The organism is Chimaeribacter coloradensis (assembly GCF_002858715.1).
Taxonomy (GTDB): domain Bacteria; phylum Pseudomonadota; class Gammaproteobacteria; order Enterobacterales; family Enterobacteriaceae; genus Chimaeribacter; species Chimaeribacter coloradensis.
Genome location: NZ_PJZH01000002.1, coordinates 329,757 through 342,851, shown reverse-complemented (window position 1 = coordinate 342,851; position 13,095 = coordinate 329,757). Strand labels below are relative to the sequence as shown.

Genomic DNA, 13,095 nt, shown 5'->3' with positions numbered 1-13,095 from the left:
CATGTTTACGGACATCATGCGCTACATCCTCGATCTCGGCCCGACCGTGATGCTGCCTATTGTGATCATCATTTTCTCCCTGCTGCTGGGCATGAAGCTGGGCGAGGCGTTCAAATCCGGCATCCATATTGGTATCGGGTTTGTGGGCATCGGGCTGGTGATCGGCCTCATGCTCGACTCCATCGGCCCGGCGGCGAAAGCCATGGCCGAGCACTTTGAAATTAACCTCCAGGTGGTGGACATCGGCTGGCCCGGCTCCTCCCCGATGACCTGGGCCTCACAGATTGCGCTGGTCGCGATCCCGGTGGCGATTCTGGTCAATATTCTGATGCTGGTCACCCGTATGACGCGGGTCGTCAACGTCGATATCTGGAATATCTGGCACATGACCTTTACCGGTGCGCTGGTGCATATTGCGACCGGCTCCTACTGGCTGGCGATCCTGGGCGTGGTGGTGCACGCCGCCTTTATCTACAAACTGGGGGACTGGTTTGCCAAAGACACGCGTGACTATTTTGGCCTGGAAGGGATCGCGATCCCACACGGCTCTTCCGCCTATCTGGGGCCAATTGCGGTGCTGGTTGATACCGTCATCGGGAAAATCCCCGGCCTCAATAAGATTCATTTCAGCGCGGACGATGTCCAGCGGCGTTTCGGCCCCTTTGGCGAGCCGGTGACCGTAGGTTTTATCATGGGTTTGCTGATTGGCTACCTGGCCGGTTATGACGCTAAAAGCGTCCTGCAACTGGCGGTCAAAACGGCTGCGGTGATGCTGCTGATGCCCAGGGTGATCAAGCCGATTATGGATGGCCTGACGCCGATAGCGCGCCATGCCCGTACGAAGCTGCAAGCGAAGTTTGGCGGCCAGGAGTTCCTGATTGGCCTCGATCCGGCCCTGCTGCTGGGGCACACCTCGGTGGTCTCCGCCAGCCTGATCTTTATCCCGCTGACTATCCTGATTGCTGTCCTCGTACCGGGCAACCAGGTTCTGCCGTTCGGCGATCTGGCTACCATCGGTTTCTTTGTGGCGATTGCGGTGGCCGTGCATCAGGGCAACCTGTTCCGCACCCTGATCTCCGGCACCCTCATCATGAGTATCACCCTGTGGATAGCGACCCAGACCATCGGCCTGCATACCCAACTGGCGGCCAACGCCGGTACGCTGAAACAGAGCGGTGGGCTGGTGGCCTCACTGGATCAGGGCGGCTCCCCTGTTACCTACCTGCTGATTGAACTGCTGACCTGGCAGAACGTGACCGGCCTGCTGGTGATTGGGGTGATCTATGCCCTCGGTGTGTTCCTGACCTGGCGGCGCGCCCGCGGCTTTATCCGGGCACAAGCAGAGGCTGCGGCGCTGAATAAATCTGAAGCCCTCTAATTTCACGGGGGCGCAGGCCCCCTTTCAGGAGCTGGTTATGAAATCTGTTGTTATACACGCAAACGGCGAGGTGGCGGTGGAAGAGCGGCCGCGCCCCTCGGTGACTCAACCGGATGAGGTGCTGGTGCGCATCGCCTATTCAGGGCTATGCGGTTCGGACATCCCGCGTATTTTTGCCAAGGGCGCCCACTACTACCCTATCACCCTGGGCCACGAATTCAGTGGCGAGGTCGTGGCCTGTGGTGACGGCATCACGGATCTGGCCGCAGGCGATCGCGTGGCCTGTGTGCCGTTGCAGCCCTGCTTTACCTGTGAGGAGTGCCGGCGGCAGCTCTATTCGCAATGTAAGCGCTACCAGTTTATCGGCTCACGCTCCGGGGGCGGCCATGCGGAGTATATCGTGGTCAGGCGTACTGCCCTGTTCAAACTTCCGGCAGACGCCTCCCTATTACAGGGTGCCTTCTTTGAGCCGGTCACCGTGGGCCTCCATGCACTGCATCTGGCAGGCGGCTGCACGAACAAACATGTGGTGGTGATTGGCGCGGGCACGATTGGCCAACTGGTGATTCAATGCGCCCGCGCACTGGGTGCAGCCTCTGTGACCGCACTGGACATTAACGCCGAACGGCTGACGCTGGCTCAGCAAACCGGCGCAACCCGGGTCTTTAACAGTGCGGCATTGAGTGCGCAAGAGATCGCGGCCCAGTTGCACGATCAGCGTTTTGACCAGCTCATCCTTGAAACCGCTGGCACACCGCAAACTATCGCCCTGGCGATTGAGATTGCCGGGCCGCGTGCGCAACTGGCGTTGATCGGTACCCTGCATAACGATCTGACCCTGACCGCGCCGGTATTCAGCCAGATATTACGCAAAGAACTCACGCTGCTGGGCAGTTGGATGAACTACTCCGACAGCTGGCCGGGCGTGGAGTGGCAGCAGGCAGAGGCCCTGTTCAGTCAAGGGGCCATTACCCTGGCACCCTTGATAGCTCAGATTGGTGATGCCCCGCAGTTTGCCGCAGCAGTGAGCGCCCTGAAAGGGCAGCCGATGCAGGGCAAATTGCTGCTTAATTTTGCAGCCCACTAACCTTTCCGGCAGCCGCCGGGCCATCAACGCCGGGCGGCTGCGATCATGCAGAGAAAAGAGAATGTATCTGATATCAACACGGGAAATGCTGCGTAAAGCCCAGCGTGAAGGCTACGCTGTGCCCGCATTTAACATCCATAACCTGGAAACCGTGCAGGTCGTGGCGGAGACCGCGGCCCGCATGGGGTCGCCGGTCATTCTGGCGGGCACGCCCGGCACATTTCACTACGCCGGGGTGGATTATCTGGTCGCCATTTGCCGCGAGGCCGCACGCGCCACCCAGCGGCCGCTGGCCTTACACCTTGACCACCACGACGACGCTGCCGACATCGCGCATAAAGTGTGCGCCGGCGTCCGTTCAGTGATGATTGATGCTTCCCTCGCCCCTTTTGAGCAGAATATTGAGAAAGTGGCCGGGGTGGTGCAATTCTGCCACCGTTATGATGCCAGCGTCGAAGCGGAGCTGGGCCGGTTAGGCGGCCAGGAAGATGATCGGGTCGTGTCGGAAAAAGAGCAGTTCTTCACCGACCCGCTCAGCGTCGCGGCCTTTATCAACCGGACCGGGATCGACTCGCTGGCAGTGGCGATTGGCTCAGCGCATGGGCTGTATGAGGGAGAACCCCAGCTTGATTTTGCGCGGCTGGTGCAGATTCGCGGCCGCACAGAGATCCCGCTGGTGCTGCACGGCGCATCCGGGCTGCCGGAAGCGATGGTGAAACGGGCGATCGTCTCCGGCATCTGTAAGGTCAACGTCGCCACAGAATTGAAGATTGCATTTGCCGATGCAGTAAAAGGCTATTTTAACCAACACCCGGAAGCCAACGATCCGCGCCATTACATCCTTCCCGGCAAAGAGGCGATGCGTAAGGTGGTTGAGGAGAAAATTCTGATGTGCGGCAGTGCAGATAAGCTTTGAGGTTTATCGCCATCGTGCAGACGCCTCGCGGCCATGTACGATGGCGGATAAGCCAGGCGGCAAAATTGTGCTGATAAGAAGTAGGTTGTAACTAAACAACATATGCGCATTATAGGGTTGCTACCTCGCCCAAATAATTCTGCTGACCTGGCTTAATTAAAAAGTGCGCAAGAAAGAAGCAGCGTTATTTCCTTTATTGCCAAATGAGAACTATTGTTATTAACGAACAGTCTGCGCTGTTACAAATAGCGCAGATAACAACGTGCCAATAAAAATTTTATAACCTGGCTGTTTTTAACATCGTAAGGGAATAACAGGGCGCAGCCTCTCTCTGTTTCTCTGCGTTGGGTACTGTTTTATTTCTATGGCGTGATTTACCCGGTTTATCACCCGGCGCAAACGCACAGTTCATATTTTAAGCATGAATGTAACAATATCTTTCACGCTGTGAACAATGTTAGTTGCTGCTCTTAGGAAATTTTTTAGTTACTATTAGGAAAAAGCTAATTATAGGTAACACATGGAACTCAGGCATCTTCATTACTTCGTGGTACTGGCGGAAAAGCTGCATTTTAGTGCGGCAGCTGAGAAATTAGGCATCGCCGCCCCTACCCTTTCCGTACAGATCAAGCAGCTGGAAGAGTCCATTGGCGTTGAGTTATTTACCCGCACCAAGCGCAGCGTCAGCCTGACTCAGGCCGGTGCCCTGTTCCTGATAGAGGCCAACGCCACCCTGGCACAGGCAGAGCGGGCCAGGGAGATTGGCCGTTTAGCCAGCCGCGGAGAGGTGGGGCACCTGGGGTTAGGCTATGTCAGCTCGGCGCTGTGGTCAGGAATTTTGAGTAAGTTATTGTCCCAGTTCAGGAAGCAGAACCTTAACGTCACTATCACCCCGCGCGAATACCCGATGAATGAACTGCCGGTTATGGTCAGCGAAGGAAAGCTGGATATTGCCTTTATCCGCAGCCCGATACGCCTGCCGGATGACATAAAAAGCCTGCATATTCAGCAAGATATATTCTGTGTCGCCCTGCCTGCGGCCCACCCTCTGGCGGGGCGCGAGCAGCCGGTAGAGCCGTTTGAGCTGCGTAATGAGAAATTTATTCTTCCGGAGCAACCGCACGGCACCGTAGAGGTAGCACGCCGGGGCGGTTTTAAGGTGAAACGGAGTGAAAGCCCCGGCAGCCTGGTGGATGTCCTTTCCCGCGTCTCGTTTAATGAGGGCGTCGCGGTGGTGCCGGATGTGTTATCCAACACGGTTTTCCTGCCGGAAGTGGTCTATCGCCCGCTGGCTGCCCCGGCGATCCCCTCTGAAATTAACATTATCTACCGGAAATGGGAGCGCTCGCCCACGGTGCTTAACTTTATCGATTTTACCCGTGACCTGTTTGCCTCCTGAGACGCGCCCCCTCTTTTCCTGCTGACCTGCCCCCCGCCCTAAGGGATTAGGGCGATATTTACCGTTGCATTAAGGCAAATCAGCAGCCGATCATTCTGGTTCGGCTTTTTAATTTCTATTTCAACATAGCCACATAAAATACACTATTTTCACATCTTATTATCATTACCCGATAAACACGCAACATTGAAACAAAGTCTAAATAACCTGCATCAGAAACAATTCATATCAATAATCGTAACCGCCATGATGCAGATCAATATTATTGTGCTTGCCCTTTCACCCGCTTCGGTTTTGCGATCGAAGAAGGAAAGAAATCCGCAGTTAATTATCTGAACCGCACGAAAATGTAGCTCACCTGTTAATTGCTGGTAAATAAAAAATAAACGAGGATGCTATGCTAGATCGAGGTAAGCAATGTTTGGATTAGACGCCTTTCATCTCGCCAGGATACAGTTCGCCTTTACTGTCTCCTTCCATATTATTTTCCCGGCTATCACCATCGGGCTGGCCAGTTTCCTGGCCGTGCTGGAAGGGCTGTGGCTGAAGTCAAAGAACGAGGTTTACCGCGATCTTTACCACTTCTGGTCGAAAATCTTTGCCGTAAACTTCGGTATGGGCGTGGTGTCCGGCCTGGTGATGGCCTATCAGTTCGGTACCAACTGGAGCGGTTTCTCCCAGTTTGCCGGCAGCATCACCGGCCCGCTGCTGACTTATGAAGTGCTGACCGCCTTCTTCCTCGAAGCCGGCTTCCTCGGCGTTATGCTGTTTGGCTGGAACCGCGTGGGCCGTGGCCTGCACTTCTTCGCCACCTGCATGGTCGCACTCGGCACCATCATCTCCACCTTCTGGATCCTGGCGTCCAACAGCTGGATGCAGACCCCGCAGGGCTTTGAGCTGAAAGACGGCATGGTGATCCCGGTTGACTGGATGGCGATCGTCTTTAACCCGTCCTTCCCGTTCCGCCTGATGCACATGGCCACTGCCGCCTTCCTGGCGAGCGCCTTCTTTGTCGGTGCGTCTGCGGCCTGGCACCTGCTGCGCAAAAATGACACCCCGGCAATCCGCAAGATGTTCTCTATGGCACTGTGGATGGCGCTGATTGTGTCGCCGATCCAGGCGATGCTGGGTGACATGCACGGCCTGAACACCCTGCACCATCAGCCGGCGAAAATCGCCGCGATTGAAGGGCACTGGGAAAACCCGCCGAATGAGCCGACCCCGCTGATCCTGTTCGGTATCCCGGACATGGAGCAGGAGAAGACCAAATACGCCCTGGAGATCCCGTATCTCGGCAGCCTGATCCTGACGCACAGCCTGCATGACCAGGTCCCGGCGCTGAAGTCGTTCCCGAAAGAAGATCGCCCGAACTCCACCATCGTGTTCTGGTCGTTCCGCATCATGGCCGGCCTCGGCATGCTGATGGTGCTGATGGGGGTTATCAGTCTGTGGCTGCGGTTTAAAGATCGCCTCTACAGCTCGCGCGCCTTCCTGTGGTTCACCCTGCTGATGGGCCCGTCCGGCCTGATCGCCATTCTCGCAGGCTGGTTCACCACGGAGATTGGCCGCCAGCCGTGGGTGGTCTATGGCCTGCTGCGCACCAAAGATGCCGTATCGGCACACGGTGACCTGCAGATGAGCATCAGCCTGATCGCCTTTATCGTGGTGTACAGCTCGGTGTTCGGTGTGGGTTACACCTACCTGTTCCACCTGATCAAGAAAGGCCCGCAGATGGGTGAAGGCGACCATACGCCAGAAGGCGGCCCGGGGACCAAACACACCCCTGCCCGTCCGCTCTCCGCGGTAAAAGAACCGTTAAACCATTCGGAAGAGGGTAAATAACGTGGGTATCGATCTCTCTATTATCTGGTTCACCATCATCGTCTTCTCCACGCTGATGTATATCGTGATGGACGGCTTTGACCTGGGGATCGGCCTCCTGTTCCCGTTCAACAAAGATGCCGTTGAGCGTGACATGATGGTTAACACCGTTGCCCCGGTCTGGGACGGCAACGAAACCTGGCTGGTGCTGGGCGGCGCGGCGCTGTACGGCGCGTTCCCGCTGGCCTACGCCGTCATCGCTGACGCGCTGGCGATTCCGCTGACCATCATGCTGATTGGCCTGATTTTCCGTGGCGTGGCGTTTGAGTTCCGCTTCAAGGCAACCGAAGGGCACCGCGCCTTCTGGGACAAGTCCTTCATCGCCGGTTCTCTGGTCGCGACCTTCAGCCAGGGTATGGTGGTGGGTGCCTTCATCAACGGCTTCCCGGTTGAAGGCCGCACCTTCGCCGGCGGCCCGATGGACTGGCTGACGCCGTTCACCGTGTTCTGCGGCTTTGGCCTGATGATCGCTTACGCGCTGCTGGGCTGTACCTGGCTTATCATGAAAACCGACCACGCGCTGCACCGCAAAATGTCTGCGCTGGCGAAGCCGCTGGTGGTGCTGCTGCTGGTTGCTATCGTGGTGCTGAGTATCTGGACTCCGCTGCAACACGCAGCCATTGCGTCCCGCTGGTTCACCCTGCCGAACCTGTTCTACTTCCTGCCGGTTCCGGTACTGGTGGTGGCAGCGGCCTGGGGCCTGCTGCGCAGCGTGAAACGCCATGCGCACTACTCGCCGTTCCTGCTGACGCTGGCACTGGTGTTCCTGGGCTTCACCGGCCTCGGCATCAGCATCTGGCCGAACATTATCCCACCTGCCATCAGCATCTGGGACGCGGCCTCCCCGCCGCAGAGCCAGGGCTTCATGCTGGTAGGCGGCCTGCTGATCATTCCGATCATTCTGGTCTACACCTTCTGGAGCTACTACGTGTTCCGCGGGAAGATCAGCCCGGATGAAGGCTACCACTGATAATCCCCCTTGTTGGCATAACTGAGGAAGAAAAGATGATTGAGACGACCCAAACTCAGGCACCTTCCCCGCTGTGGAAACGCGTGCTGTGGCTGGTGGCGATTTACGCGGGCAGCGTGCTGGCCCTGGGCTGCGTAGCGACGGTATTCCGGCTGATGATGACCGCAGCCGGTATGCGCTCCCACTAATCTCACCCGGGCGCCCGACCTGCGGCGCGCCTTACCCAGAGCGGATACGTTTACGCTGACACCATCAAGCCATCTCCCCGGAGATGGCTTTTTTATTGCCCCCTCCCCTTACGCAAAGCTTACGGTTAGCCGTTACACTGATCTCTCTGCCCACCGGGCGCGTTTCCCTTACCGTCACCGTTTTTCCTGCAACAAGGAGACCCCATGAGTTCACTCTTTTCGCCGTTGTCCCTGAAAGGGCTGACGCTGCGCAACCGCATCGCCGTCTCACCGATGTGCCAGTACATGGCTGAAGATGGGCTGGTCACCGACTGGCACGGCCCGCACTACGCCTCGCTGGCACGCGGCGGCGCGGCGCTGGTGGTGGTGGAAGCCACCGCGGTGTCGCCGGAGGGGCGCATCACCCCGGCTGACCTCGGCATCTGGAACGATGAACAGGCCAACCGGCTGGTGCCGATTGTGCGCGACATCAAAGCCGCCGGGGCGGTGGCCGGCATCCAGATCGCCCATGCCGGGCGCAAGGCCAGCGCCAACCGCCCCTGGGAGGGGGATGACCACATCCCGGACGGCGACCCGCGCGGCTGGGAGACCCTCGCCCCGTCGGCGCTGCCGTTTGGTGCCAACCTGACGAAGGTGCCGCATGCCGTCACGCCGGAGGAGATCGGCCGGATAAAAGCGGATTTCGTCAGCGCCGCCGCCCGCGCCCGGGATGCCGGCTTTGAGTGGCTGGTGCTGCACTTTGCCCACGGCTATTTAGGCCAGAGCTTCTTCTCTGAGCACTCCAACCAGCGTGATGATGAGTATGGCGGCAGTGCCGAAAAGCGCGGGCGCTTCCTGCTGGAGACGCTGGAAGCGGTGCGCCAGGTCTGGCCGTCGCACCTGCCGCTGACTGCCCGCTTCGGGGTGATTGAGTTTGACGGGCGCGACGAGCAGACCACCGCCGACGCCATCGCGCTGATTAAAAAATTCAAGGAGACAGGGCTGGACTTCATTGACGTCAGCATGGGCTTCTCCACGCCGGAGGCTAACATCCCGTGGGGGGCGAATATGCTGGCGGATCTCACCGCCCGGGTGCGTACGGAAACCGGCCTGCCCTGCGCCACCAGCTGGAACATCAGCAAGCCGGAAGAGGCGGATGCGATGATCCGTAACGGCCAACTGGACATGGTGATGCTGGCGCGCCCGATGCTGGCTGACCCGCACTGGCCTTACATGGCGGCCCGCCGCCTCGGCATTGAAAACCCCTCCTGGGTGATGCCGCCGCCCTACGCCCACTGGCTGGAGCGCTACCGCGGCGAATAAAATTCCCGCGCTGTAAATGCACAGCGTGCCGCAGAACGGCACGCTGTTTTTTTCATCTCTTTTTACGTCAGCACGTTTTTAATGCCGGCGCGCCTTAGTGGCTGGCGGCCGGTGTGGTGGTTGCCCGTGACGGGCGCACCACAAACAGCACCAGCACCGCCCCCAGCGCGGCCACTGCCCCGGCCAGGATAAAGGCGCTGTCAAACTTGCCGGTGTTCTGCACGATATAACCGGTGACCACCGGGCCGATAATGCCGGAGACGCTGCCAATCAGGTGGATAAAGCCGCTGGCACCGCCGATGCGGGAGGTATGCACCACATCCTGGATGATCGCCCAGTAGATGGAGCCGGTGACATAGAGGAAGAAGATCGACACCGACATCAGCAGCACCGCCGGCACCACCTGGCTGACCGTACCTGCCAGCGCCACACAGGCTGCCGCCGCCAGCAAACAGACCACCAGCACAATCTTACGGGACAGCAGCAGCTTGCCGGTGAGGCGGAAGATCGCATCGGAGATGATGCCGCCCAGCGCCAGGCCGACGAAGCCGACAATCCACGGGATCATGGTGGTAATGCTCATCTCTTTGATGTTCAGCCCATGCGCCTGCACCAGGTAGGAGGGGAACCAGCTCAGGAAGAAGAACAGGATGTAGTTGTAGCAGAAGAAGGCGAACGCCGTGACCAGGATAATCGGCTGGCGCAGGTAGAACATCAGCGAATGGCCCGGCTGCTGGTTGGCTTCGTCGCTGCCCTGATCGGCGGCTTTCAGCTCGCGGATCAGCGTGCGCTCTGCATCACTGGCGCGGCGGCTCTTCTCCGGCGAATCCGCCACCACAAAGAACCAGACCAGCATCCAGACGATGCCCACCGCACAGATGATCATAAAGGCGGGCCGCCAGCCAAACGCCAGCGCCAGGTAACCGACAATCGGCCCGGCCACCGCGCCGCCCAACGGGGAACCGGCACTCAACAGGCCCATGGCGGTCGCTGCCTGTTTACGCGGGAACCAGCCGTTAATCATCTTGTTGGCCGAGGAGCAGATCGGCCCCTCCGCCATGCCGAACAGCACGCGCAGGATCAGCATCGAGTAGAAGCCGGTGGCCAGCGCCGTCATGCCGCAGAAAATTGACCACAGCCCCACCGCCACGCCGAGCACCATCATCGGGCCGAACCGGTCTACTGCCAGCCCGCCTACGAAGTTAAACAGCGCATAGCCGAAGAAGAAGCTGCCGAAAATGATGCCGAACTGTTCGGCGTTCAGGGTGAGATCCTGTTCAATCATCGGCAGGGTGATCGACAACGCCACCCGGTCGAGGTAGTTAATCATATAGACCAGGAACAGCAAGAAGACGATTGTCCAACGCAAGTTCTTAACCATACGTACTCCATGCACTCTTTGTAGGGTAACGGGGTGCACCGGCGGCCGGGAAGCGTGGCCGCCGGTTGTTTATGTCAACGTGTGTTTTATGCCGGTGTCAGGCAGGCGCTACTCGCCGAACGTCAGCAGCACTTTGCAGCAGGTTTTCTGGTTCTGTTCAAACAGCGTCAGGGCGTCGGTAACGTGGTCAAGCGGGAAGTGATGGGTAATCAGCTTCTCCGGCCGGATGCGCTGTTCCTCCATCCAGCTGATCACCTGCGGGAAGCGCACGCTGTTAAGGCGTGAACTGAAGATCGACAGCTCTTTGCCGGTGATCGCCTGCTGGCTGATCGTGCAGGGTTCCGCAGAAAAACCCATGATGCCGATGCGCGCCGCCGGGGAGGCCAGCGTAATCGCCTCCGGCAGAATCGCCGGGTGGCAGGCGGCATCGACAATCAGCGTCGGGCGGAGGGCCTCTGCCTGAAGGGCTGCGGCGAGATCCTGTTCCCCGTTATGGATAACGCGGTCCGCGCCGTTTTCCTGCGCCATCGCCAGCCGCTCCGGGATGCGATCGGTGACGATAATCTGCTTCACGCCATACACGCCGCGCAGCACCTGGATGACCGTCAGCCCCATCGGCCCGGCACCGTAAATCAGCGCCACATCCTGCGGCGTGGGTTGCAGTTGCGCGCAGATGTTGGCCGCAATGCTGAACGGCTCAATCATCGTCGCCTCGCGATCCGGGATGCCCTCCGGCACCCGGTAGGCATTACCGGCCGGGGCGCAGGCGTACTCACTGAAGCCGCCGTCGCGGTGCACGCCAATCACCTGCAACGAGGTGCAGACATTGGGGCGGCCCACTGAACAGGGGTAGCAGTGGCCGCAGCTCACCACCGGGTCAACCACCACCCGCTCGCCCAGGCGCGCCGGGTCCACGCCCTCACCCACCGCATCAATCCGGCCGAAAAACTCATGGCCGATGACGCGCGGGTATTTCGCAAAGGGGTTATGGCCGCGGAAGATATGCACGTCAGAGCCGCAGATACCGGCGCTCACCACCCGCATCCGCACCTCGCCCGCCTGCGGCTGCGGCTGTGGGCGTTCCTCAATCACCAGCTGTTCCGGCTGTTGGATGACAACACTTTTCATGATCGTATCCTCGGTTACCAGTTCCACAGGGTGCCGTCTTCCAGGCGGGCAACCGGCAGGTTAGCCGGCTCAAACGGGTATTTTGCCGCCAGTTTCTCATCAAATTCGATGCCGATACCCGGTTTATCACCCGGGTGCATCATGCCGCGATCGAACGTCCAGTGATGGGGGAAGACTTCCAGCATCTGTTCGGAGTAGCCCATATACTCCTGCACGCCGAAGTTCGGCACCCAGAGGTCAAAGTGAAGCGCCGCCGCCATGCAGATGGGTGACAGGTCGGACGGGCCGTGTGAGCCGGTACGCACCTGGTAGAGCGCGGCGAAATCGGCAATGCGGCGCATACCGGTGATGCCGCCCGCGTGGGTCAGCGTGGTGCGGATGTAGTCGATCAGCTGCTCTTCAATCAGCTGTTTACAGTCCCAGATGCTGTTGAACACCTCACCCACCGCGATCGGCGTCACCGTATGCTGGCGGATCAGGCGGAAGCAGGCCTGGTTTTCCGCAGGGGTCGGGTCTTCCATCCAGAACAGGCGGTGCTGCTCAACGCTTTTGCCGAAGCGCGCGGCTTCAATCGGCGTCAGGCGGTGGTGCATGTCATGCAGCAGGTGTTCGTCAAAGCCAAATTTGCTGCGCACTGCGTCGAACAGTTTCGGCGTGAAATCGAGGTATTTTTCCGTTGACCAGAGCTGCTCCTCCGGCCAGTTGCCCTTGGTGGCCGGTTCATACGCCAGCCCTTTGCCCTTTGACATGCCGTAGGTGGTTTTCATGCCCGGCACGCCGCACTGCACGCGGATCGCCTTGAAGCCCATCTCTTTGTGTTTCGCGTAGTCGTCCAGCACTTCATCAATCGAATGGCCGGTGGTATGGCAGTAAACCATCACCGCATCCCGCGAGGCGCCGCCCAGCAGCTGATAGAGCGGCATATTGGCTGCCTTGGCTTTGATGTCCCACAGCGCCATATCGATGGCGGAAATGGCCGACATCGTCACCGGCCCGCGCCGCCAGTAGGCCCCTTTGTAGAAGAACTGCCAGATGTCTTCGATGCGGTGCGCATCGCGCCCCACCAGCTGCGGGCAGAGATGATCCTGAAGATAGGAGGCCACCGACAGTTCCCGGCCATTCAGCGTGGCATCGCCCAGGCCGGTCAGCCCCTCATCCGTGGTGAGTTTCAGGGTCACGAAATTCCGCCCTGGGCACGTTACGAACACTTCCGCCTTTACAATTTTCATCATCGCTTCCTTATCAGCCCGCGCTCTGTCAGCGCACATCATGCCGTGACTCTAAATCTGACATAACTACCATACAAGTATGACGTTCAAAAAGTGGACGGTTGATCACGGAATCTGTGTGGGCCGGAATTAACACCTTTACCGCTGCTTTGTGACGATCTGCCTCCTTTGCATAACAATTCAGCAACCTATAGGAGACACAACCTATGCTATACAACAGGAACAGGCCTGCCGGT

Annotated in this window: 11 protein-coding genes; 8 read left to right on the top strand and 3 right to left on the bottom strand. The window is 58.9% G+C overall.

Annotated elements, in window-relative coordinates:
* Position 1 precedes the first annotated feature (1 nt).
* The 8 genes from CYR32_RS03865 (at position 2) to CYR32_RS03830 (ending at position 9,121) form a co-directional block, all read left to right on the top strand.
* Positions 2–1,378, top strand: a complete 1,377-nt coding sequence (locus CYR32_RS03865; RefSeq protein WP_101822753.1) for a PTS galactitol transporter subunit IIC — start codon at positions 2–4, stop codon at positions 1,376–1,378.
* A gap of 37 nt (positions 1,379–1,415) precedes the next feature.
* Positions 1,416–2,465, top strand: a complete 1,050-nt coding sequence (gatD, locus tag CYR32_RS03860; protein WP_101822751.1) for a galactitol-1-phosphate 5-dehydrogenase — start codon at positions 1,416–1,418, stop codon at positions 2,463–2,465.
* A gap of 61 nt (positions 2,466–2,526) precedes the next feature.
* Positions 2,527–3,381 carry a tagatose bisphosphate family class II aldolase gene (locus CYR32_RS03855; RefSeq protein ID WP_101822748.1) on the top strand — a complete coding sequence of 285 codons (855 nt, stop codon included), beginning with the start codon at positions 2,527–2,529 and terminating at the stop codon, positions 3,379–3,381.
* Positions 3,382–3,901: 520 nt separating this feature from the next.
* A complete protein-coding gene (locus CYR32_RS03850; RefSeq protein WP_101822746.1) occupies positions 3,902–4,780 on the top strand; it encodes a LysR family transcriptional regulator in 879 nt (292 codons plus the stop codon).
* A gap of 417 nt (positions 4,781–5,197) precedes the next feature.
* Complete coding sequence (locus CYR32_RS03845) at positions 5,198–6,622, top strand: cytochrome ubiquinol oxidase subunit I (RefSeq protein WP_101822744.1); 1,425 nt, start codon at positions 5,198–5,200, stop codon at positions 6,620–6,622.
* Position 6,623: 1 nt separating this feature from the next.
* Entirely contained in the window at positions 6,624–7,631 is a 1,008-nt protein-coding gene (gene cydB / locus CYR32_RS03840; protein ID WP_101822742.1) for a cytochrome d ubiquinol oxidase subunit II, read from the top strand.
* Positions 7,632–7,666: 35 nt separating this feature from the next.
* Positions 7,667–7,819, top strand: a complete 153-nt coding sequence (locus tag CYR32_RS03835) for a DUF2474 domain-containing protein (protein WP_101822740.1) — start codon at positions 7,667–7,669, stop codon at positions 7,817–7,819.
* Between the two features lie 204 nt (positions 7,820–8,023).
* Positions 8,024–9,121, top strand: coding sequence for an NADH:flavin oxidoreductase/NADH oxidase (locus CYR32_RS03830; protein WP_101822738.1), 1,098 nt, complete (start codon positions 8,024–8,026; stop codon positions 9,119–9,121).
* Between the two features lie 94 nt (positions 9,122–9,215).
* Here CYR32_RS03830 and CYR32_RS03825 read toward each other — a convergent pair whose 3' ends face one another.
* The 3 genes from CYR32_RS03825 to manD all read right to left on the bottom strand — a co-directional run bounded on the left by CYR32_RS03825 (position 9,216) and on the right by manD (position 12,859).
* A complete protein-coding gene (locus tag CYR32_RS03825; RefSeq protein WP_101822736.1) occupies positions 9,216–10,502 on the bottom strand; it encodes an MFS transporter in 1,287 nt (428 codons plus the stop codon).
* A gap of 108 nt (positions 10,503–10,610) precedes the next feature.
* Positions 10,611–11,630 (bottom strand): Zn-dependent oxidoreductase, encoded by a 1,020-nt coding sequence (locus CYR32_RS03820; protein WP_101822979.1) that lies wholly within the window; start codon positions 11,628–11,630, stop codon positions 10,611–10,613.
* 14 nt (positions 11,631–11,644) lie between these two features.
* Positions 11,645–12,859: a D-mannonate dehydratase ManD gene (manD, locus tag CYR32_RS03815; RefSeq protein WP_101822734.1), complete on the bottom strand. Its 1,215-nt coding sequence runs from the start codon at positions 12,857–12,859 to the stop codon at positions 11,645–11,647.
* Between the last annotated feature and the right edge of the window lie 236 nt (positions 12,860–13,095).